Genomic DNA, 22,076 nt, shown 5'->3' with positions numbered 1-22,076 from the left:
TTTTTTATTAAAAAGGGGTTGAGGGAATTGGATAAGGTAAAAATTGATCCGGTCGTTTTTTGGTCTTCATTGATTGTGATTGTAGCAGCCACATTATTGTTAGTTGTTAACCGTGAAACGGCAGAGCCGGTGTTAAGCAGCTTGATGTCAGACATCACCTTTAAATTGGATTGGGCTTTTCAATTATTAACGGTAGGTTTATTCATTGTCTTGATTTGGCTGATTTTCGGTCGCTATGGAAAAATTAAACTGGGTGAGGGGAAACCTGAGTTTTCTTCCTTTAGTTGGGGAGCCATGCTGTTTTGTGCCGGGATGGGAACCAGTATCATGTTCTGGTCCATTATGGAGCCAATCTACTATTACATGGGACCTCCATTTGGTATTGAGGCGAATTCCAATGAAGCAGCAGAATGGGCAGTTACATACGGATTGTTCCATTGGGGGATATCGGCATGGTCGCTTTACGCCTTGCCAACAGTTACAATTGCCTATTCCTTCTTTGTTAAAAAACAACATTCGTTAAAAATCAGTACAGCCTGCCGCGGAGCACTTGGGAAACATGCGGATGGCTGGGTTGGAAAAATCATTGATATCCTCGTGATTTGGAGCTTGGTCGGCGGTCTTGGTACTTCTTTAGGCTTAGGTGTTCCAATGATTTCTGCTGTCATAGGTGAAATTTTAGGGATGGAACAATCACTTGGTTTAAGCATCATCATCATCTTAATCTGGACAGTGATTTACTGTTCCAGTGCCTATCTGGGACTTTATAAAGGTATTCGAAAACTGAGCGATATCAACGTGTACCTTGCATTAGCACTTGCATTATTCGTTTTGATTGCCGGTCCAACGCTCTTCATTTTATCTTATTTTACAAACAGTTTCGGCTTAATGCTTCAAAATATTGTCCAAATGAGCTTCTATACAGATCCGATTAATAAAGGCGGCTTCCCGCAAGCATGGACCGTGTTCTATTGGGCTTGGTTTGCAGCGACAGCTCCATTTATGGGGTTATTCGTTGCTCGTATTTCAAAAGGCAGAACGATTCGAGAATTGATCAGCTCCGTTCTTTTATGGGGTTCACTAGGAAGCTGGCTCTATTTTGCTGTCTTTGGCGGTTATTCTATGCATCTGCAATTAAATGATATTCTGCCAATTACACAAATACTAGATTCACAGGGTGGTCCAGCTGTTGTGGTCGAAGTATTGAAAACGCTTCCGATTAGCACGGTTGTATTGATCTTCTTTGTGATTTTAGGCTTTATTTTCCTAGCAACCTCCTTGGATTCTGCGACTTACATTTTATCGGCAATCGCGACAAAGGAGTTAAAGGATGGGCAAGAGCCTGCTCGCTGGCACCGACTGTTATGGGGAGCAATTTTAGCGGTAATGGCAATTGCCTTACTCATGATTGGCGGATTAAATGTCATTCAAACCTCATCGGTTATCGTGTCAGTACCGGTAATTATCATCTATATCTTATTAACAGTGTCACTGTTGAGATGGTTGAAGCAAGACCACAAGAAGGTCTCAGAAACGGCGGACTTAGAAGAAAAGGCCGGATGATACAAGCTAATTTAAAGAGTGTGACAATAGTTTGGGGGTAATACCATGGTTTTTAATGTACGTGATTCACAACTTTCGATTAAGACTGAGTTTCCACGGAAGGTTCGTGAGATCGAGCATGTTTGGATTCCGATGTCAGATGGGACCAGGCTTGCAGCGCGAATTTGGCTCCCGGAGGATGCAGAGCAGAATCCCGTGCCCGCCATTCTAGAATATCTACCTTACCGTAAAAATGACTTTACTGCCTTAAGAGATTCCATCCGTCATCCTTATTTTGCAGGTCATGGATATGCCAGTATTCGTGTGGATATACGCGGCTCTGGCGATTCTGATGGGATTCTGTACGATGAGTATTTGCCACAGGAGCAGGATGATGCGTTAGAAGTGTTGACTTGGATTGAGTCACAGCCTTGGTCAACAGGTTCGGTTGGGATGATTGGCAAGTCTTGGGGCGGTTTTAATGGGCTGCAGGTGGCTGCCCGCCGTCACCCTGCCTTAAAGGCGATCATCACCCTTTGTTCCACAGATGACCGCTACGCAGATGATGTCCATTACATGGGCGGCTGCCTGCTGGCCTCTGATATGCTGTGGTGGGCGTCAACAATGCTGGTTTATAATGGCCGACCGGCAGATCCTGAAGTTGTCGGCGAAGAGTGGCGCTCCACATGGCTGGAACGGCTAGAGAAAACTCCGCCATTTGTCGAGGAATGGGTGAAGCACCAACACCGAGATAATTATTGGAAACAAGGTTCGGTATGTGAAAACTACTCGGACATCAATATTCCGGTTTTTGCCGTCGGCGGCTGGGCAGATGGCTATACCAATGCAATCCTCAGACTGCTTGAGGGACTGCCGGGTCCGCGCAAAGGCTTAATTGGACCATGGGCACACGAATATCCAGAGGTTGCAGTGCCAGGACCGGCAATTGGCTTCCTTCAAGAATGCGTGCGCTGGTGGGATCAGTGGCTAAAAGGTATAGATACGGGGATTATGGAGGAACCGATGCTCCGGGCTTGGATGCAGGATCATGTCCCTCCAAAGGTCGATTACCCAGAACGCCCAGGTCGCTGGGTGGCAGAAAATGAATGGCCGCCACCGAATATTGCTCCGGCAGAATTTTGGTTAAAAGACCAGCAATTACTTGAAACTCCTGCAGGTGAAGGGGAAACGATCGTACCAAGCGTACAGACGCATGGGCTTTATGCGGGTGTTTGGTGTCCATTTGGGCAGCCGGGTGATTTAGCATCCGACCAGCGCCTTGAAAATGGGCAGTCTGTGTGCTTTACATCGGAACCACTCGAATCACCAATGGAAATTCTCGGCTTTCCGGAGATTACGGTTGACCTAGCGTCAGATAAGCCGAACGCTCTGCTTGCGGTACGTCTCTGTGATGTCGCTCCGGACGGGGCAGCAACCTTGGTCAGCTGGGGGATGCTCAATCTTACTCATCGCGACAGCCATGAGCACCCAACTCCTTTAGTATCAGGAGAACGCTATACGGTTAAGGTTCGTCTCAATGCCATTGGTCATGTACTTCCAGCTGGACACCGCTGGCAGGTTGCATTGTCGCCAAACTACTGGCCGCATGCGTGGCCGTCGCCTGAACCTGCCACGTTAAAGGTATTCAGCAGCGAGCAAACCCGCCTTACTCTACCGGTTCGTCCACCGCAAGAGAGGGATCATGAACTTCCGGCATTCGGTGCACCAGAGACAGCTCGGGTGGCAGAACGGGAGATTTTACGGGAAGAAAGCCGTACCCGCAAGGTTCACTACGATCTTATTAACGGTGTATGGGTGCTTGAAGACTTTTCGGATGAAGGTGCACGTCGTCTCTCGGGCAATGGGGTCGAGTATGGAAGCACCAACCGCAATACGTATACGATTGCTGAGGGTGATCCTTTATCCGCAGAGGTTTGCTGTGAGTGGACGCTGGATGTAGGACGCGGCGAATGGCAGACCCGTCTGGAAAGTGTAAGTACGATGAAGGCGGATGCGGAGCGATTTTTTATAACAAATGAGCTTACAGCATTTGAGGGTAAGAAACAGGTTTTCACGAAAAAGTGGAATTCCGAGATTCCGCGAGACTTTGTATAATAGAATGATAGGTTTTAAAATGTCCTCTGTAAAACTCTAGGTTTTTTTTCAGGGGGCTTTTCTGTGCTTTTAAGGAAAGGCTGTTTTCGTGAAGAGTGTTGTTAAAATCTAAAAGCCGATTTTAACCTGGAATAAGCTATTTTGAGCTTTAGAATTAAGTGTGCAGGCTCTTTTCTCATAAGTTAAGTCGATTCCCAATGAAAAAAAGGCACAATCAATCTTCTAATACCAACAATGTTTGAGAAAAGAGCCTTAAAAATAAGGAGGTTCTACTGTTGAATATAAAAAATAGACTTGAGACATTTCGAAGCTTTATGTCTGAAAAACAAATTGAGTTAAGCTTGATTTGGGAGCCGGACAATCAATATTATCTTAGTGGTTTTCGGGCAATCACATACTCTCGCCCGATTGTTACGCTGATCAGTCCCGAGCAAACGGAACTCATTGTTCCTGGACTAGAAGAGGTTCATGCTGCTGAAAAAGCCAATGTCGATAAACTATATGTCTATTATGAGCAAATTGATAGGAGATATCGAGAGGTTTCGTATCTTGACCATTTATCGAAAATAGTAAAGAAATACCCTTCTGGCACGAGGCTTGGGGTTGAAACAGGAGTTCTGCCTTCAAGTGTGTATCTGTACCTGAAGGAATTTGGATTCAAGTTAGTGGATATCGGTGAAAAGGTTGTGAATATGCGTGCGATTAAAGATGAGTTTGAAATTGAAAGGCTCAAAATTGCCGGTAAGCTTTCAGATTATGCCATTGAGGAATCCCTAAAACATGTAAGAGCTGGAATCAGTGAGTTAGAATTTGACTCTTATGGCGATCGCTTATTGCTGGAGCTTGCCTCAAAGGACTATGCAGAGGAGTTAATTGGCTATGAAAACTGGACGTGTTCAGGGATAAGAAGAAGTGAAATGCCGCATCTGTATTCAAGTACGAGGAAATTTGCGGATGGTGATGTGGTCATTCATAGCCGCCAGGTATGGTTCAATGGCTACAGGGCTGAAAATGAGCGAACGTTTTTTGTCGGCCAGCCTTCTGAAAAACAAAAGGATCTTTTAAAGGTAGCAATCGAAGCACAGCGGGTTGCGATGGATTTGATTCGGCCAGGTATCACAGCGAGTGAAGTGGATCTAGCTTCCTATGAAGTTTTTAAAAAGGCTGGATACGGTGAATATGTAAACCATCGGGTCGGGCATGGGTTGGGACTGTCGGAGCACGAAGAGCCATACCTTCGTTTTGATAATGAGTTGGTTTTACAAGAAGGGATGGTCTATACGATTGAACCGGGCGTTTATGTTCCTGGATTAGGGGGGTACCGGCATTCCGATACGGTCATTTTAACCAAAAACGGAAGCTATTCCATCACCCAATACCCTAGAGATATTGACTCTCTTATGTTTTAAAGAAGATTGCCATTTTTGGAGGCGGAGTTATGCCATCGATTATTCTTGTTATTATTGGGATTAATATTGTCTATGTTTCATTGTTTACTCTGCGTGTCATTCTTGTCATTAAAGGCTTCAAGGTACTTGCTTCATTTCTATCAATGGGGGAAGTATTTGTTTATTTGATGGGTTTGACGATTGTTCTCGATAATCTTGATAAACCGCTCAATATTGCTGCTTACTGTGTTGGCTGGGGGCTCGGGGTTTATATCGGAAGTAAAATTGAATCCTATTTGGCACTAGGTTACACAGTATTGGAGGTAATCGTCGACTCTGTGGACTTTAACCTTCCTGATAAAATTAGGGAGGAAGGGTATGGGGTAACATCGTGGCTGGCTGACGGAAAAGACGGGAAACGGTTAGCCATGAAAGTTTTAACGAAGCGAAACAATGAGCAAAAGCTTAGAAAACAGGTTCTCTCGTTTGCCCCAAAGGCCTTCATGATTTCGTATGAACCAACACATTTCGATGGCGGCTTTTTACTAAAAAGAGCAAATTCCAATCATGTAAGAAGAGTTGTTTAATGGGATTGGTGCCTGTCACCATAGCCATCAAGTTAATTCTTAAATGACAGTGAGGTTTTGTCACTTCCTGTCATTTTTCTTTTTGGATGGAACATAAATCTTATTTAGATGGTGCAGTGACTGTACCCTCCCTTAAAAAAGCGAAGCGAACGTGAAGGAATTCCAAATTAGGGATTCCTTTTTATTTTTATAACGATATATCAGGTTGGGTCTTGTAAAGACTAGCTACTAAAGGAATTGGAATCGTTTCCTAAAGGATACGGAAAAGAATTAATTTTTATTTGTCCCCGAAAGAATATAGAATTCAAGTTGTAAAGGATAACGTTATCTGCTGAAAGGGTTTACATTGAAAGAAAACGACTACGCACAATACAACAAGATGGAAGGTGAAGTGTTGGAAATCAAATCATTGATTAATGAAGAATTGATTGAGTTAAACTTGACTGCTGCTACCCAAACAGAAGTGATTTCTCAATTAACTTCATTACTCGGACAACAAGGAAGAATTAAATCTGAGTCTGCATTTATTGAGGGTGTACTGGAAAGAGAATCAGAATTTTCAACTGGATTTGGCAATGGCTTTGCCATTCCCCACTGTAAAAGTGATAACGTGAAAACAGCAAGTATCATCATTGGCAAAACAGCAAATGGAATTGAATGGAATTCATTGGATGAAAAACCTGTTAATTTTATAATCATGCTTGCCATTCCGGCAGATGAAGGCGGTACTACGCATTTACAGATTCTATCTGCTCTCTCTGGAAAATTAATGGAGGATGAGTTTCGCGATCAGCTTATGAACGCTGCTCAACCAGAACAAATATTGAACTTATTAGATGGATCTATTACACAAAAAACTAACTAAAAAGGTGGACTTTATCATGAATATTATTGCAATTACAGCTTGCCCGGCAGGAGTAGCACATACAAATATGGCTGCAGCGGCTTTAGAAATGACAGCGAAAAAAATGGGTCACAAAATTAAAGTTGAGAAACAAGGCGCGATGGGAATTGAAAATTCTATTTCTGCTAAAGATGTTGCAAACGCACAAGTTCTAATTTTAGCGGTTGATACAGCAATTGCAAAATCAGATCGTTTTAGTGAAATTCCAACTGTTAAAGTTCCTGTTACGGAAGCAGTGAAAAATCCGCAAGGTCTAATCAATAAAGCGCTTGAGCTTGTAAAATAAAATAAGAGGAGATATAAACGATGAAAAAAATCCTTGAAGAGGTAAAAACACATTTAATGACTGGTGTTTCCTATATGTTGCCATTTGTTGTTGCCGGTGGCTTACTCCTAACTCTGGGTCTTTTACTAGGAGGCGGTGAACAGGAATCAGGTTTTGCTAAAAAAGCGGTAGAAACTGGGGTTCTTGTTTTCTCCTTAATGGTTCCGGTAATGGCGGGTTATATGTCTTACTCAATCGCAGATCGCCCAGGGATTGCCCCGGGTATGGTCGGTGGATTAATTGCAAATGAAATTGGTGCTGGATTTTTAGGCGGTATTGTGGCGGGTTTCATTGCAGGTTATATTGTTAACTTCCTAAAGAAAATACCAATGCACTCATATTTAGCAGCTTTAAAACCAATTATTGTCATTCCGTTATTAGGTGTCGGAATTGTTTCCTTATTAATGTATATTATTGGTCAGCCAATTGCACTTCTCTCTAAAGGTTTAGAAGGCTGGTTAACATCTATGAGCGGCGGAAACTTATTGGTTCTTGGCTTAATTATTGGTGCTATGATGGCAGTTGATATGGGCGGTCCTATTAATAAAGTTGCGTTTGCTTTCTGTGTTGGGATGTTAAATGAAGGAATTTACGCTCCAATGGCTGCATGTTGGATTGGAATTATGACACCGCCAATTGGACTAGCTCTTGCAACAAGACTTGCTCCTAAGAAATTCACAGTGGGAGAAAGAATGAGTGCACTTCCTACAACGATTATGGGTGCAACAGGTATTACTGAAGGTGCAATCCCGTTTGCAGTAGGTGCTCCACTTCAAGTTATTCCATCAATTGTTGTGGGTTCAGCAGTTGGCGGTGCATTAGCACTTTTATTTGGTGCCGAAGCTCCAGTTCCAAGCGGCGGCGTATTTATTATTCCTTTCTTCGTAAAACCATTTATGTTCTTACTTGCTTTTGCAGTTGGAATTGTTGTAACAGCATTAATGACTGTATTGTTAAAAAAGAATATCGAAGAAGAAGAAGAAGTAGCTTACACTCAAGAAGCTGTATAAACTATAAATCAATTTTCCATGAGGGTACTGTTACAGGACCCTCATTCTCTTTATTATCAAAAAATTGGTTCTGGAGGCTTTTATTATGAAATTTCATGTTATCTCCCATACACATTGGGATCGAGAGTGGCACCAAACCTATCAGCAATATCGTGTGAAATTAATCCGCTTTATGGATGAATTACTTGAGCTTTTAGAAACGACCCCAGCGTATACTTCGTTTTTACTAGATGGACAAACCATTGTTTTAGAAGATTATTTAGAAATTAAACCAAAAAGTCACTACAGAATCAGCAAGTTAGTAGAAGAAGGCCGTTTGATTATTGGCCCTTGGTATATTCAGCCTGATGAATTTATACCGAGTGGAGAATCACTTGTACGGAATCTATTAATCGGTCAACAAATTGGTGATGAGTTTGGTCCTTCGATGCAAATTGGATATTTGCCAGATTCTTTTGGCCAAGCGGCACAAATCCCACAGGTATTAAGCGGTTTTGGTATGAACTATGCTTTGTTTTGGCGCGGAATTACCAATGAAGAAACGGAAAAAACCGATTTTTGGTGGGAGGGACCTGACGGATCAAAGGTATTGGCAACCCATCTGCCATTAGGCTATGGAAATGGTCGAATGCTTTCAACCAATCTTAAACAAAATTTAGAAGTCATGGATGAGAATACTGATAAATTAAACGAGATGGTTACATCCTCAAATATGCTATTGATGTGCGGATTTGACCAAAGAAGTGCTAACAAAGATCTTCCTGAGATCATCGCAGACTTAAATCACCATTATGCTGAAAACGGAAGTGATTTTGAGGTAAAGCTAAGTACTTTGCATGATTATTTGAAAGAGGTTGAACGCGAGGCGGAAAATCTTGACAACCTTTCAGGGGAATTTAGAAAGGGCAAAAATATGCGCGTTCATGTAAGCATTGCCTCGACGCGTTTAGATTTGAAAAAGAAAAATTTTGAAGTTCAAAATTTATATGAAAAATACGTTGAGCCGTTAAACTCTGTATCCTTTCTGCTTGGTAATCATTATGACAATGACATCATTAATAAGGGCTGGAAGTATTTGATGCAAAATCATGCCCATGATTCTATTTGTAATGTTTGTACTGATGCAACTCATCAAGAAATGGATATGAGATATGAATTTGCTAAGCAGATTGGCGAGTCGGTTCAGCAAACAGCGACACATGACTTACTGCGAACAATAAACTTCCAGAGTGAGGGTGTTCCATTAGTCGTTTTTAATACACTCGGACAAAAAAGAAAAAATCTCGCAGAGGCAACGCTGCACTTAACATCAAATGAATTTACCATTGTTGACTCAAAGGGCAACGAGGTACCTTATCAGATTTTAGAAACTAAAGAAGAGAATTTAAATGATAAACAAATTGAAATTGGTGTGAAAAATGTTGATCAATTTGTTTTTACAACGAAAATTAAATTTGCTGCAGAAGTAGACGGCTTCGGATTTAGTACGTACTACGTGAAAGAAAAAGCTCCGATTGCCAATACGTATGCGGATGTTTACCAGAATGGAAAGTTTTTCAATGAATTCATGGAAGTAAGCATTGAAAACAATGGGTCACTCACGATTAAAGAAAAATCAGGTGTCATTTTTACAGGGTTAAATATTTTTGAAGAAGGCGGAAATGCGGGGGATGAATATGATTTCTCACTGCCGCGTGAAGATATCCTGATTTCTACCAAAGACGCAGCACCTGAAATAAGTGTTGTTCATAACGGACCTCTTTATGCGACGGTTAAGATTGTTTATCAAATGGAATTCCCTGTTGATACAGATGTTAATGGTCGTTCAGGAGAAACGAAAGCCTCTGCCATCGAGACGTATGTAAGTGTTAATCGTTATGAAGATCGTGTTGATATTCAAACCGTGATTGATAATACTGTGAAAAACCACCGAATTCGTGCTCTATTTGATACTGGACTTCAAACAAAAACACATATAGCTGACCAGCAATTTGGGACCATCCGTCGAGATAACTATTTAGAACAAGTTGAATACTGGGAACAGGAAAACTGGGAAGAGAAATATTACCCGATTTACCCGCAGCAGAAATTTGTAGATGTATCGGAGGAACAAAAAGGGATTGCTATTCTCAATAAAGGGCTGCCTCAATATGAGATCTTACATGCTGAAAAGCCAACGATTGCACTAACCCTTCTAGCAGGAACCGATTATATGGGTAAGCAGGATTTAGTTGACCGTCCTGGAAGACGTTCAGGATTACATGTAGAAACACCAGATAGTTTATTACTAGGAAAGCATGAAATGAACTATTCGATTGTCGCTCACGCTGGCAATGAAATTGAGGCTGGTGTAGCACGTAAAGCCAGTGAATTCACTACTCCATTTGTTACACTTCCGGTTAATGTGAAGTCAGCGGCTGCTTCGTTAGAGGATCAGTCAACGTTCATTACATTAAATGATAATGGATTAGCGCTAAGTGCTGTTAAAAAGTCTGAGAATAATGATAGTTTACTAGTTCGGATTTACAATACAACCAATCAACCTATTGCCTTGGCAAAGGTCGGAATTAATCAGATTTTTTTCAAAGCGATTACTCTTGTTAATTTGAATGAAACTCCTCTTTCTGATATGGATGAGAGGATACAAATTAACAACAATGAAATAAGCTTGAAAGGCATTAAGCCAAACGAAATCTTTAGTTTTCAATTATCTTAAGGTGAGGAGAGCCCTCTTAAGTATTTGGGGGAATCTCTTTCTTTTTAAATCTGGAGGGGTAGAGATGTGCGATAACTTAGTTGTGCTGCCAAATTATACACGTTCAGCTAGCATGCTGGTTGCGAAGAACAGTGATCGGCCAGCAAATGAAAGTCAGCCGCTTGTATATAATCAGCGTAAATCCTATAAAAATCCTGATATCGTACCATTAGCATATGTTGAAATCCCACAATTCGAGGAAACTTATTTAACCATCGGTTCCTCCCCTTTTTGGTGTTGGGGCTATGAGCAGGGTATGAATGAATACGGTGTTGCAATTGGGAATGAGGCCATTTTTACAAAGGATTTAAAAGATAGTGCTGCCAATCCAGATAAACAAAAAGGGATTCTAGGAATGGAGCTTGTCCGACTTGGTCTGGAAAGAGGGAAAACGGCGAAGGGTGCTTTAGAAGTTATCACTAAATTAGTGGAGGAATACGGTCAATGGGGAACTGCTGTTGTGGGAGAAGAGAAGCCTTACAATAATTCTTTCCTTATCGCAGATTCAAATGAAGCTTGGGTTTTAGAAACCATCGACCATCAGTGGGCTGCAAGGAGAATTCAAGACAATTTTCACTCAATTTCAAATGAAATGAGTATTCGTCAGGACTGGGATTTGTGTAGTGAGCACTTTCTTGAAAAAGCAGTTAATGCTGGTTGGATTGAAGGTGATGGAAATTTTGATGCGGCCTATGCATATACCGATTTCACAAATGCACTGCAGGTTTCCCATATTCGAGTTCAGCGTACCAAGCAATTACTTTCGGAGAAAAGTGGTCAGGTTGATGTGAATTGGATAAAGTGTATTTTACGCGATCATTATGAAGATACCTTTCTAGAGGGACCATTTTTTAATGCAGCTCTACCTGATTTTCAAACCATTTGTATGCATTCATCTCCAGCTAATTTCACATGGGGAATCACGGCTTCTTCAACGATATTTGAGCTTCCAAAGGATGAGTGGCATTTACCGTTGATTTGGTGGTCACCAGCAACTCCGTGTACAGGTCTATATCTGCCGATTTTTTTGTGTGAACAGGATTTTCCAGAATTACTCTCGAATGCCGGAACAGTTCGAGTCAAGAAAGTCAATCCGACAATATCAGCTCATGATCAATCAACAGAGGATTCCTACTGGTGGAAATTCCGTGTTCTGCTTGATGAATTAAAAGGCAATGAAAATGGAACTTTATTTAGTAAGAATAAGGAAATTGCTAGAAAAGTATTTGATCCTTTAGAACAAAAATGGGTTACGTTAATCCGTGATATCGAGGAGGAAGCAGCTCTTCTAAATAAGACCGGTAAACGAAAAGAAGCAATTGGTCTTGTTACTGCTTTTTCAAATGAATGTTTAAAAGAAGCACTTGAGGCAATAGACGAAGTTCGAGTTCAGATAAATTCAGTGCTGTTATCATCATAATTTCTTATTCGTTTTAGGGGGGGAAGGTAGATATGCTTATTTTAAACAGCCGTATTAAGTCATTGGTCAAGGAATTGATATCACATAAGGAACCTGTGACAAGTGAATACTTGGCCAAAGTACTGGGTGTCACTTCCCGGACGATAAGAAATGATGTAAAAACATTAAATCTTGAATTGAAAAAAATTGGTGTTCAGATAGATGCTAGTCGAGGTGTGGGCTATTATATTGATTCAACGCTTGGAGAGCATGTTAAAGAGGTAATTGAGGAACTGTTTATGCTACAGGAGGAGGAACAGAGAAATACGCCTGTCCTGCCAGAAGAAAGAGTATTATATATTTTAAAAAGTGTTATTGTGGCAGAAGATTTTATTGCAGCTGAACAGCTTGCAAATGAATTATTTGTAAGTAAATCCACAGTGGATAATGACTTGAAGCAAGTAGAAAAGCTTTTAGAAAAGTATGATCTGAAACTATTTAAAAAGCCAAACTTCGGAATCAAGCTGGTAGGAAACGAAATGAATATTCGTTTTTGTTTATCGGAAAGTCTAGCGAATATAAAAAATGAACAATCTGAGCTTGAAAATGAGATTATTGCCGATGTGAATATTAATGAAATAAAGACTATTACAAAGAAATATATTGAAGAGCTTTCTTTTAATATGGCTGATCTGCCGCTAAATAACTTAGTGATGCATATTGCTATTGCGATTCAGAGAATTAAAAAGGGTAAAAATGTTGAAGCAGGTTCGATTGAACTCGACCAATTGGAAGATCAGGTTGAATACGAGGTTGCAAAGAAAATTGTACATTCAATAGAAGAGATATTTGCGATAAAAATTCCACTAGGGGAAGTTGCCTATATCACGATTCATTTGCTTGGTGCAAAGCACTTTGATGATAAAAATTTCCTGGAATTGGATATTATCGATTTGGTCGGGGAAAGGCACTATCAGTTGGTGGCAAATATTCTCTCAGAGATTAATCGGGTTTACCGCATTGAATTGCGAGAAGATCGTGAGCTTATATATGGATTGGGGCTGCATTTACGTTCTGCGATTAACCGCTTAAAATATCGAATGAATTTAAGGAATCCGATGTTAACAGAAATTAAAAAGAATTATCCCTTTTCATTTGAGCTTGGCATTTTGGCTGCAGAAGTCATTCATTCTAACAGTGACCTTGTGGTTAATGAGGATGAAATCGGTTATATTGCCATTCATTTAGAAGCAGCTGTTGAGCGGATGAAAAATAAGAAGCGGCGACAGATGAAGCGGGTGGCCATCGTTTGTGCATCTGGTTTAGGTACGGCCAAGCTCCTTGCAGCTAGTGTGGAAAGTGTTTTTCCGGGTATTGATATTGTTGGCACGTATCCTTCTTATTCCATCGGAGAAATCAAAAAGGAAGAGGCGGATTTAATTTTAAGTACGATTCCAATCGTGAAAGAAAGTCCAATTCCAGCCCTTCATATAAATGCAATATTAACGGAAAAAGATATTAAAAAGGTGAAAGAACATATATCTAGTAAGTTTCTAAATGAAGATAAAAATAAATCTTTAATGAAGCTTCATAACTTATTTAGTGATGAATTGTTTTTTACAGAGATTGATAAAAAAAACCCAACTGAAATTATACGTTCATTAAGCACTGTCCTTAATATTAAGGGATATGTTGATGACTCCTTTCAACAGTCGGTTCTTGAGAGGGAAGAAATATCCCCTACTTCCATCGGAAACCTAGTAGCTATTCCGCATCCGTTAAAACCAAATGCCTTAGGTTCATGTATCGCAATAGGGATCCTAAGGAAACCCGTTAAATGGGGAGAGCAAACCGTCCAACTAGTACTTTTACTGGCTTTAAATGAAAAAGATAAGGAAGAATTCAGCCATTTATTTAATCATTTATGGAAGATCGTTCAAAATAAAAAGTTGGTTGCAGAGCTTTGTTCGAAAGAGAAGTTCGAAGATTTTATCAGTCAATTTAACTCAATAAAATAAAGGGGAGAAAGCTATGAAAGTTGTGATTGCGCCAGATTCATTTAAAGAAAGCTTATCTGCCCTTGAGGTGGCGAATGCTGTTGAGGAAGGATTTCGTGAGGTTTTTCCAGACGCTGAATACGTAAAATTGCCCATGGCTGATGGAGGCGAAGGACTTGTACATTCCTTAGTCAATGCAATGGAGGGACAGGTGGTTAATCATACTGTAACGGGACCACTAGGTGAAAAGGTAGAAGGATTCTTCGGATTAATCCATGATGGAAAAACAGCCGTCATTGAAATGGCAGCGGCATCAGGTTTACATTTACTATCACCAGAAAAGCGAAACCCCTTACAGACTACAACCTTTGGTGTTGGCGAACTCCTCTTAGCAGCTCTTGAGTACAACGTAGAAACCATTATATTAGGGCTCGGAGGAAGTTCGACGAATGATGGTGGAGCAGGGATGGTACAGGCTTTGGGTGGAAGATTATTCGACGTGAATGGGTGTGATATCGGCTTTGGCGGAGGGGCATTAGCAGATCTACATTCTATTAATTTAGAAGGCTTTGAAGTAAGACTCAACGAAATACGTTTTGAAGTTGCTTGTGATGTTGAGAATCCTTTGCTTGGAGAAACAGGCGCCTCTGCGGTTTTCGGTCCCCAGAAAGGTGCAACTCCTGAAATGGTCAGTGTGCTGGACCACAATCTATGCCATTTTGCTAGGATAATAGAAAGAGATTTGAGCAAGGATGTAAGTGAAATTCCAGGTGCAGGTGCTGCAGGCGGTTTAGGTGCAGGACTACTCGCATTCCTCCCTTGTCAGCTGCGCAAGGGAATTCAAATCGTCATGGAAGCTACAGGTTTAGATGACCATATTCAAGATGCCTCACTCGTGATAACAGGAGAAGGTAAAATCGACAGCCAAACCATATACGGAAAAACACCTATAGGCGTCGCAGCAGCAGCACAAAAACATAACGTACACGTCATCGCACTAGCTGGAACACTCGGTGAAGGATACGAAGCCGTCTACCAACATGGAATCAACACCGTCTTCAGCATAGTCCCAGGAATAAGCACACTAGAAGAGGCACTCAAAAATGCCCAACAAAACATCGTTAGCACATCAAGAAACATCGCTAGCTTACTAAACGCGGTACCAAACGCGGTGCCTGTCACCACACGTGGACAGTGTACACCTCAGGCGGACAGTTCAATTCATTAGTTGATTTAATGGTAGAAAAGGGAAACGTGCAGGACGGTTTTCCTTTTTTTATCGATGTTCTGTACAATTTTTTATTAATGAGTGTGTGTTTTTAGTATAATTGATTAATGTGCTTAGATAATTTGTGATGCAGACAGGGTGGAGGTAGTGTACTGTTAGGTGCTATTGAAGCGGGGGGTACGAAGTTTGTTTGTGCTGTCGGAGATGAAACAAGAAATATATTAGAGCGAATTCAGATACCAACGATTTTCCCTAAGGAAACGATGTCAAGGTAATTGGATTTTAAATATTTGAAAGAATTTGTTGCCGATTATGTTTTCTTACCTGAATTGTCACACTATATTGTCAGTCCTGGATTGGGCGATCACGCTGGGATTACAGGGTCGCTGATGTTAGCGAAGCAAGCACTTCAAGAGAATAACTAATTTAAGTGGAGGTTATCATTTTGCAGCAGCCATTATTTTTAAAACCAGTTTTTAAAGAACGAATTTGGGGTGGAACTGCCCTAGCAGCTCAATTTGGTTATGACATTCCAACAGATCAAACCGGTGAATGCTGGGCTATTTCTGCTCATCCTAATGGTCCGTCGGTCATTGAAAATGGACCATATGCAGGGATGTCGTTGGATGAGCTTTATAAAAAACAACCTGAGTTATTTGGAAATCCGAAAGATGAGGTTTTCCCGCTTCTAACCAAAATTCTTGACGCAAATGCTGATTTATCTGTTCAAGTACATCCGGAGGATGAATATGCAAAAGTTCATGAAAATGGGGATCTAGGAAAAACTGAATGTTGGTACATCCTTGATTGTAAAGAGGGAGCGGATATGATCTTCGGTCACAACGCTAAAACGAAAGATGAATTGGTCCAACAAATCAACGAAGGCAAGTGGAATGAGCTCTTGCGCAGGGTGAAAATTAAACCTGGAGACTTTTTCTATGTTCCAAGCGGGACCATTCACGCTTTATGTGAAGGAACGCTTGTGCTAGAAACACAGCAAAGCTCTGACACCACCTACAGGGTTTATGATTATGATCGCAGAGATGCCGAAGGGAATTTACGTGAGCTTCATTTGGAAAAAGCGATTGAAGTGACCACGGTTCCTCATCAAGAAACAGGTGTCACTCCTAAAGTGGAGGAACGTGAACATGCATCGGTAACGACATTTGTAGAATCAGAATTCTTCTCTGTCTACAAATGGACAGTTGCTGGCAAAGCAACTTTTTCTGCTGATGGTCACTACCTGCTCGCAAGTGTAATTAACGGTGATGGAGCACTACTTCATGCTGGTGAAACTTATCCCTTGAAAAAAGGAACCCACTTTATCCTTCCAGTTGGATTTGGGGAATTTGAACTTGAGGGAAATGCAGAACTTATTGTTTCCCATACGTAATTTGGACGTGAAAGAGGCTCAGAATATTGGATTCTGAGCCTTTCCTTTGAAATGTATACTAAATCTCCTAATTCATAAAGAAAAGCACGTCACTATCTTTGTGCCAAAGCTTTTTCATTTTTCCTACCTTCCCCTTTTTCGAGTATTCTTTATCCTCTTCGACTCCATTCGTTTGATACCGCTAATTTTAAACATAAATGTCCCCTTCATAAAACAATTGCAAGTTGATATTAAGGGGAAAATAGGGGAAATTGTCTAACGATTATCGTTCGAAAAGGCAGGATATCACACCAACCAAAAGGAAAATTATAAGATGTTCGATATTAGGAACGTCTTGAGGTGATGGTAAAAGGTGGTTTTTCTCTTTCATTATTTATCGCTCTTAAATATTTTTGATGCCTTCATTACATTCTTTGGGTTGGGAAATTCATTTATAGAAGAAATGAACCCATTAATGAGTAGAATTTATGAAGCTGATCCGGCATTGTTTTTGATTACCAAATTGACATTTTCGCTGTGCCTTTACTTGTTTATTCTTTTTAAAAAAGTACCAAGCACCACCCTTACAAAGGGGCTCACGGTCTTTGCCTCTAGCTTCTATACCTTGATATTTTTCCTCCATTGCTACTGGCTCGTCGCCCTCATTTAAAGGTGCCTTTCCTATCTAAATGGAAGGCACCTTTAACTTTGAAGACTTCTAACGTTGAGTCTCTTTGACAACCTTCAATTTGTCGCGTGCTCCTTTACGCCATAGTTTAACAGCAGAAATAGATACCTTTTCCTTATTGGCAATTTCTTTGATAATTAAGCCCCCAAGAACGGTGGCTCATATTGACTGGCTAACTGTTCGAAGCTTTCCAAGGATAGTCTCTTTCAGAAAGCGCTTTTCTTTTTATTCCCGGGTTCCTCTACCTTATAGGGAAATGTAGGACGGTGCGAACAAGCTTAAATCAATAACTTCGAGGGAATTGTCAGAACAATCACGTTTTACGTGATTAATTTCATTTAGCAAGGGGATATTGCACTTTTCGCTTTCCCTAGGCAGTTCGGGAAGCGAAACGCCGAATAAGATATCCTTGCAGAAACAATAAAGTACATGTATTTGGCATAATTTTGTATAATTAATAGAAATTAGGATTTTGCAAAAGAGAGATTAATAGATTTGTAAATTTAGTTTTGGGAGAGTGCTGCATGAAGAAATTAACTATGGTAGGTTCTATCATTGGGATACTGGCTTGTATGGTGGGAGTCTATTTTTATTTAGGTAATGATAGTGGGCTGAAATTCAACTTAAAGAAAAATGATCCCGTTACAGCAAAAGAGGCACAAACAAAAATCGAAAAAGGCTTTGAGGCACCTGTATCAGGCAAAATAATGGCTGAATATGAAACCATGAGCGAAGAGGAACTAATCCAAGAGGTTCACAACATGACACATCAAAAGGTCGAAGCAGACAAAAAGTGGGGCGCCTCAGAAATCACCGCCGATAAAGTCAAAAAAATATATGAAGTGATAAAAAACAAAGACTTTAAAAAAAGCAGTAACAAACAAATGCTTCTGGACATCCTAGAACCCTGGACAAGACAAGACTTTAGCAACGCAGTAAGCGCTCACAATCGGATTTGGGCATACCAAAAAGGAAACATCGGCAAAGCCACCCGGCTCCTCACCCCACAGGAAGAACTAGAATATATAGAGGACGAGTTTAGATAATGGCGGTGCCGATACGCGGTGCCTGTCACCGCTCGTGGACACTGTCCACCTCAGGCGTACAGTGATGATTAATAAACTATTTGAATGTTGTTAAGCAGGTTAACATGATTAATATTTGGATGTAGCTGGACATAGTCTTTAGTGTAGGAGAGTCTGTACTAAAGGAGAGACATATGTCTAGAAAATCTATGCCAGTTACGGGTCTTGCAATGGGATTGGTGCTGCTTGTCTGTATCGTGACTGTTTTTATGTTAATTAAGGATGCTTGGTTTTCACCGGATAAAGAGGCATTTGCTTTGGTGGAGGAGTTTTATCGGTATGAGCAGGAAGGGGAATTCGCCTCGTCCTGGGAGCTTTTTCATTCAACCATGAAGGGGAAATTTAGCAAAGGAGCCTACATCCAAGATAGAGCCCATGTGTTCATGAACCACTTTGGCGTCGAAACGTTCGACTTTACAATCAGTGAACCTGAACAAATCGACCAATGGAAAATGTCCAAAACTGGACCTGTCATGAAAAATGTATACAAAATCCTCGTCACCCAAACCTACAAAGGAAAATACGGAAACTTTGATCTCGAACAAGAAGTCATTGCATTAGAAGAAAAAGACGAGTGGAAAATCGTTTGGGACTATAATCAGTAATGGTGACACTGTATGGGTGACAGTATGGGTGACAGGCACCGCCCGTGGACAAGTCAACCATTTTGTCCACGTGGGGTGGACAGTGTGGTTTGCAAAATGGGGTGGATGTTGACGGCGGAGTCTGATTTGATTATAATTATCTTGAATTCGAGATAATTAAAAGTGAAGTTCACATAGGAGGTCAATAAATGAAGCTGTTAGGTTTACATCATGTTTCGATCTTAACGGGTAAGGCGGAGAGGAACTTTCAATTTTATACAAAGATTTTAGGCTTGCGATTGGTCAAGAAAACGGTAAATCAGGATAATACAGAGTCTTATCATTTATTTTATGGTGATGCGAAAGGTAGTCCAGGCACCGAAATAACCTTCTTTGATATACCTGGGCTGGGGCATACCTATCCAGGTGTGGGGAGCATTTCATCAACCTCTCTTCGAGTTAAGGATACTAATGCACTTCACTATTGGGAAGAGCGTTTCAAACGGTTTGGCATACAGCATGGGAAGATTGAGAAACGAAACCATCGTGATTCCTTAGCATTTCAGGATTTTGAGGGAACTAAGTTAATTCTAGTAGCGGATAATGGCGAAGCTGGAGTTCGTCCGGGTATTCCATGGGATAAAAGTGATGTCTCGGCAGAAAATGCGATAATAGGCTTGGGTCCTGTTACTTTAACGGTTGCGGTTCCCGATAAAACTGTTAAAGTTTTAACGGAAGTTATGGGCTTTAACCAAGTGGGCACCTATCCATCGCTTGAAGGAGATTTCCCGGCTATTCAAGTTTTTGAAACAGGCGAGGGAGGTTCTGGTGCAGAAGTACACATCGAACCAAGACCAGATCTGCCACGGGAGCGAGCTGGAAGGGGAAGTGTTCATCATGTCGCCTTCCGTGTTCCCAATGAGGAGGAATATGAGTATTGGGTACAGAGAATTGCGGCATCTGGATTAATAAATTCAGGGAAGGTTGAACGGTATTACTTCAAGGCCCTTTATTTCCGTGAACCTAACCATATCCTTTTCGAATTATCGACGGATACACCGGGTTTCGACGTGGACGAACCGGTTGAAACATTAGGGGAAAGGCTTGCGCTCCCGCCATTTTTGGAATCTCGCCGTGCAGATATCGAAGCAAAGTTACGACCTTTAGATTTAGATAGTAAGTAATCCATTGAGACAAGGCCCAATTTGGTACTTGTCTTTTTTCTTTGCACACAGTCTCTCCTATATTAATCTATAGAAAAATCCACTTTTTAAACTTTTTTTAAAATTTCTCCAACACTTTTCTTTCCAGAAACGTTATCTTACTGAAAGCGGCAAAAAAACCGAAAGTCTCAAGCAACAATCTAAAGATTTTTATTTTAAAAATAAAGTGAGTAAAAGTGAGTGATCAATGTGCATGTGGAAGTGAGTGATTTATATGAAAAGTTAAAGGATGACTTGTTGCGCTTTGCAAAATCCATTGCCAGGCATGAGCAGGAGGCCCATGACCTGATTCAGGATGCATTGGTAAAGTCGCTCAACGAACCACAGCTGCTTAGTTTACCAGAATATAAGCAGCGGGCATGGTTTTTTCGGGTCATGAAAAACAGACTTATTGACGATCAGAGAAAAGAACAGCGATTGACTCAGTGGGAGGAGGACTTTGATTTTTCGATCCAGGAGGCTGGTGTCAGCCACTTGGAGGTAACCGAGTTACTCGCTCATTTGCCACAGGAATTAAGTGATCTTATTTTTAAAAGATATTGGTTAGGGCTTTCCAGTCAGGAGATTGGTGAGCAGCTAAGGATTCCGGCGTCTACAGTGCGCTACAAGCTTCATCTTGCTATCAAGCGATTAAGAAAGATTTTGGAGGAGGAGAAATAATGAGTCAACGAATTGGAAATGTAGGATTATTAAATTTGGTGAATGCAACAGAAGAGAGTATTAAAGGGATAGAACGAATTGAAAATGTAGGGCTAGTGCTCTATGGAAAAGAAAATGCACATCTTTTAACGAAGTTAAATATTGGGAATATCGGGTCAAGCTTAGAAATACCAGCTGGCTATCGCCTGTTTAATGGAGTTTTTCATCTGGACCAAAACTATCTTTCTTCAATTGTTGAGCCAGTTTTTCTCCTTGTAAACGGCATGGTTATTATTGATAAAAATGTTCAGGCAGACCAAGTTCAAGCGGGCCAATTAACTTTGCTGGTTAATGGTAAGGTATATAGTCCAACTCATCTCACTGGAATTGCAGGCAAAATGCTTTCAAAAGGCAATGGAGCTGTGGAAACCTATGAAGGTGCAGCACCTCGGTTTGAAAATGGTAAATTCACACTGACGAATTCCTTCTTACAATCAATAGATGAGTCTTTATATTTAGTGGTGAATGGATTGCTTTCCTTTGCGCAGGACCTTAATCTTGATCTCTTTAATGAAAAAATCAGTAAGTTAGAAGTGAATGGAAAAGTCTCACTATTTGAGAATCAAGAATCGTATTTGTATAAAAAAGTAGCTTCGTTAACAGCCAGTGTAGTAGAGGTGATTCCAGCAGGGTATGAAGTTTTGGGAAAACCGCTGCGTCTAAATGCCCGTTCCATTCGCAGGTTCCAACAGAAAAACTGGTTTACAAATAAACCGGTAATCATTGAGAGTGATGTTTCAAGAGAAATGCTGACAAAAGCAATCGGAAAAATACACTCTACATCCGTCATCATTTGCCATGAGGGAGTCGAAGACCTCGTCTATGAACTTTTAAGCCTGATGGAAACAGAAGTATTGTCTTACGAAAATAGTTTTATCGTCATTGACGGGGAAGAAGTATGGTCCAACGATCAATTTCTTGCTCTAGACCAGCCAGTTTCCATTATTGTAAATGGTCAGCTTACCCTTGATCGTGATGTAAACGAAGAGGTGCTACGCTCTAAGGTAGCAACATTAGATGTCCTAGATGAAGTAATCGTACGAGAAAGAAAATTAAAAGGAACCCTTCAAAATATCATCCGACTAAATACAGGTACAGTAGAAGAGGAAAAAGGCAAAGGAGAAGCAGAAGCCACACTACAAAACGTCGGCGAACTCTCACTATAATAAGAAGGC

General features: G+C 40.8%; 19 protein-coding genes and 1 pseudogene. All 20 read left to right on the top strand.

What is annotated here, in order from left to right:
- Positions 1–27: 27 nt before the first annotated feature.
- On the top strand, positions 28–1,563 hold the full coding sequence (locus MLOOGBEN_RS02425; protein ID WP_179156657.1) for a BCCT family transporter: 1,536 nt from the start codon (positions 28–30) through the stop codon (positions 1,561–1,563).
- 45 nt (positions 1,564–1,608) lie between these two features.
- Positions 1,609–3,657 carry a CocE/NonD family hydrolase gene (locus tag MLOOGBEN_RS02420; RefSeq protein WP_179156656.1) on the top strand — a complete coding sequence of 683 codons (2,049 nt, stop codon included), beginning with the start codon at positions 1,609–1,611 and terminating at the stop codon, positions 3,655–3,657.
- Positions 3,658–3,932: 275 nt separating this feature from the next.
- A complete protein-coding gene (locus MLOOGBEN_RS02415; RefSeq protein ID WP_179156655.1) occupies positions 3,933–5,066 on the top strand; it encodes a M24 family metallopeptidase in 1,134 nt (377 codons plus the stop codon).
- A gap of 29 nt (positions 5,067–5,095) precedes the next feature.
- Entirely contained in the window at positions 5,096–5,632 is a 537-nt protein-coding gene (locus MLOOGBEN_RS02410) for a DUF2179 domain-containing protein (protein ID WP_179156654.1), read from the top strand.
- A 346-nt stretch (positions 5,633–5,978) separates the two neighbouring features.
- Complete coding sequence (locus tag MLOOGBEN_RS02405) at positions 5,979–6,497, top strand: PTS sugar transporter subunit IIA (RefSeq protein ID WP_256988801.1); 519 nt, start codon at positions 5,979–5,981, stop codon at positions 6,495–6,497.
- Between the two features lie 16 nt (positions 6,498–6,513).
- Complete coding sequence (locus MLOOGBEN_RS02400) at positions 6,514–6,822, top strand: PTS fructose transporter subunit IIB (RefSeq protein WP_179156653.1); 309 nt, start codon at positions 6,514–6,516, stop codon at positions 6,820–6,822.
- A 20-nt stretch (positions 6,823–6,842) separates the two neighbouring features.
- Positions 6,843–7,871, top strand: coding sequence for a PTS fructose transporter subunit IIC (locus tag MLOOGBEN_RS02395; RefSeq protein WP_179156652.1), 1,029 nt, complete (start codon positions 6,843–6,845; stop codon positions 7,869–7,871).
- Positions 7,872–7,956: 85 nt separating this feature from the next.
- Positions 7,957–10,587: a glycoside hydrolase family 38 N-terminal domain-containing protein gene (locus MLOOGBEN_RS02390; protein ID WP_179156651.1), complete on the top strand. Its 2,631-nt coding sequence runs from the start codon at positions 7,957–7,959 to the stop codon at positions 10,585–10,587.
- Positions 10,588–10,651: 64 nt separating this feature from the next.
- Positions 10,652–12,046 (top strand): C69 family dipeptidase, encoded by a 1,395-nt coding sequence (locus MLOOGBEN_RS02385; RefSeq protein ID WP_179156650.1) that lies wholly within the window; start codon positions 10,652–10,654, stop codon positions 12,044–12,046.
- Between the two features lie 32 nt (positions 12,047–12,078).
- Positions 12,079–14,043: a BglG family transcription antiterminator gene (locus MLOOGBEN_RS02380; protein WP_179156649.1), complete on the top strand. Its 1,965-nt coding sequence runs from the start codon at positions 12,079–12,081 to the stop codon at positions 14,041–14,043.
- A 13-nt stretch (positions 14,044–14,056) separates the two neighbouring features.
- Entirely contained in the window at positions 14,057–15,250 is a 1,194-nt protein-coding gene (locus tag MLOOGBEN_RS02375; RefSeq protein WP_179156648.1) for a glycerate kinase, read from the top strand.
- A 152-nt stretch (positions 15,251–15,402) separates the two neighbouring features.
- Positions 15,403–15,519 (top strand): annotated as a pseudogene (locus MLOOGBEN_RS02370) (fructokinase); the annotation flags it as partial.
- A 21-nt stretch (positions 15,520–15,540) separates the two neighbouring features.
- Positions 15,541–15,675 (top strand): hypothetical protein, encoded by a 135-nt coding sequence (locus MLOOGBEN_RS29045; RefSeq protein ID WP_256988800.1) that lies wholly within the window; start codon positions 15,541–15,543, stop codon positions 15,673–15,675.
- A 17-nt stretch (positions 15,676–15,692) separates the two neighbouring features.
- Positions 15,693–16,643, top strand: coding sequence for a mannose-6-phosphate isomerase, class I (gene manA, locus MLOOGBEN_RS02365; protein WP_179156864.1), 951 nt, complete (start codon positions 15,693–15,695; stop codon positions 16,641–16,643).
- A 352-nt stretch (positions 16,644–16,995) separates the two neighbouring features.
- Positions 16,996–17,292: a DUF5658 family protein gene (locus MLOOGBEN_RS29665; RefSeq protein WP_368737743.1), complete on the top strand. Its 297-nt coding sequence runs from the start codon at positions 16,996–16,998 to the stop codon at positions 17,290–17,292.
- A gap of 542 nt (positions 17,293–17,834) precedes the next feature.
- Positions 17,835–18,356 (top strand): DUF6241 domain-containing protein, encoded by a 522-nt coding sequence (locus MLOOGBEN_RS02360; protein WP_179156647.1) that lies wholly within the window; start codon positions 17,835–17,837, stop codon positions 18,354–18,356.
- Positions 18,357–18,529: 173 nt separating this feature from the next.
- The gene (locus tag MLOOGBEN_RS02355; RefSeq protein ID WP_179156646.1) at positions 18,530–19,000 is read left to right on the top strand and encodes a hypothetical protein; all 471 of its coding nucleotides are present in this window, start codon (positions 18,530–18,532) and stop codon (positions 18,998–19,000) included.
- 188 nt (positions 19,001–19,188) lie between these two features.
- Positions 19,189–20,163 (top strand): ring-cleaving dioxygenase, encoded by a 975-nt coding sequence (locus MLOOGBEN_RS02350; protein ID WP_179156645.1) that lies wholly within the window; start codon positions 19,189–19,191, stop codon positions 20,161–20,163.
- Between the two features lie 219 nt (positions 20,164–20,382).
- On the top strand, positions 20,383–20,862 hold the full coding sequence (locus tag MLOOGBEN_RS02345; RefSeq protein ID WP_368737742.1) for an RNA polymerase sigma factor: 480 nt from the start codon (positions 20,383–20,385) through the stop codon (positions 20,860–20,862).
- The gene (locus tag MLOOGBEN_RS02340) at positions 20,862–22,067 is read left to right on the top strand and encodes a hypothetical protein (protein WP_179156644.1); all 1,206 of its coding nucleotides are present in this window, start codon (positions 20,862–20,864) and stop codon (positions 22,065–22,067) included. The genes MLOOGBEN_RS02345 and MLOOGBEN_RS02340 overlap by 1 nt, the downstream gene beginning before the upstream one ends.
- Positions 22,068–22,076: the final 9 nt, after the last annotated feature.

The sequence above is a fragment of the Bacillus sp. EB106-08-02-XG196 genome (assembly GCF_013396335.1).
Lineage (GTDB): Bacteria > Bacillota > Bacilli > Bacillales > Cytobacillaceae > Neobacillus.
Note: the sequence above shows the minus strand (reverse complement) of the source record. Positions and strands in the feature narration are given on the sequence as shown.

What these genes read in the sequence shown, in the direction of transcription:
- MLOOGBEN_RS02390 (WP_179156651.1), top strand. Translation starts at nt 7,957, where the DNA reads ATGAAATTTCATGTTATCTCCCATACACATTGGGATCGAGAGTGGCAC.
- MLOOGBEN_RS02395 (WP_179156652.1), top strand. Translation starts at nt 6,843, where the DNA reads ATGAAAAAAATCCTTGAAGAGGTAAAAACACATTTAATGACTGGTGTT.
- MLOOGBEN_RS02375 (WP_179156648.1), top strand. Translation starts at nt 14,057, where the DNA reads ATGAAAGTTGTGATTGCGCCAGATTCATTTAAAGAAAGCTTATCTGCC.
- MLOOGBEN_RS02410 (WP_179156654.1), top strand. Translation starts at nt 5,096, where the DNA reads ATGCCATCGATTATTCTTGTTATTATTGGGATTAATATTGTCTATGTT.
- MLOOGBEN_RS02385 (WP_179156650.1), top strand. Translation starts at nt 10,652, where the DNA reads ATGTGCGATAACTTAGTTGTGCTGCCAAATTATACACGTTCAGCTAGC.
- MLOOGBEN_RS02400 (WP_179156653.1), top strand. Translation starts at nt 6,514, where the DNA reads ATGAATATTATTGCAATTACAGCTTGCCCGGCAGGAGTAGCACATACA.
- MLOOGBEN_RS02350 (WP_179156645.1), top strand. Translation starts at nt 19,189, where the DNA reads ATGAAGCTGTTAGGTTTACATCATGTTTCGATCTTAACGGGTAAGGCG.
- MLOOGBEN_RS02360 (WP_179156647.1), top strand. Translation starts at nt 17,835, where the DNA reads ATGAAGAAATTAACTATGGTAGGTTCTATCATTGGGATACTGGCTTGT.
- MLOOGBEN_RS02340 (WP_179156644.1), top strand. Translation starts at nt 20,862, where the DNA reads ATGAGTCAACGAATTGGAAATGTAGGATTATTAAATTTGGTGAATGCA.
- MLOOGBEN_RS02380 (WP_179156649.1), top strand. Translation starts at nt 12,079, where the DNA reads ATGCTTATTTTAAACAGCCGTATTAAGTCATTGGTCAAGGAATTGATA.
- MLOOGBEN_RS02420 (WP_179156656.1), top strand. Translation starts at nt 1,609, where the DNA reads ATGGTTTTTAATGTACGTGATTCACAACTTTCGATTAAGACTGAGTTT.
- MLOOGBEN_RS02355 (WP_179156646.1), top strand. Translation starts at nt 18,530, where the DNA reads ATGTCTAGAAAATCTATGCCAGTTACGGGTCTTGCAATGGGATTGGTG.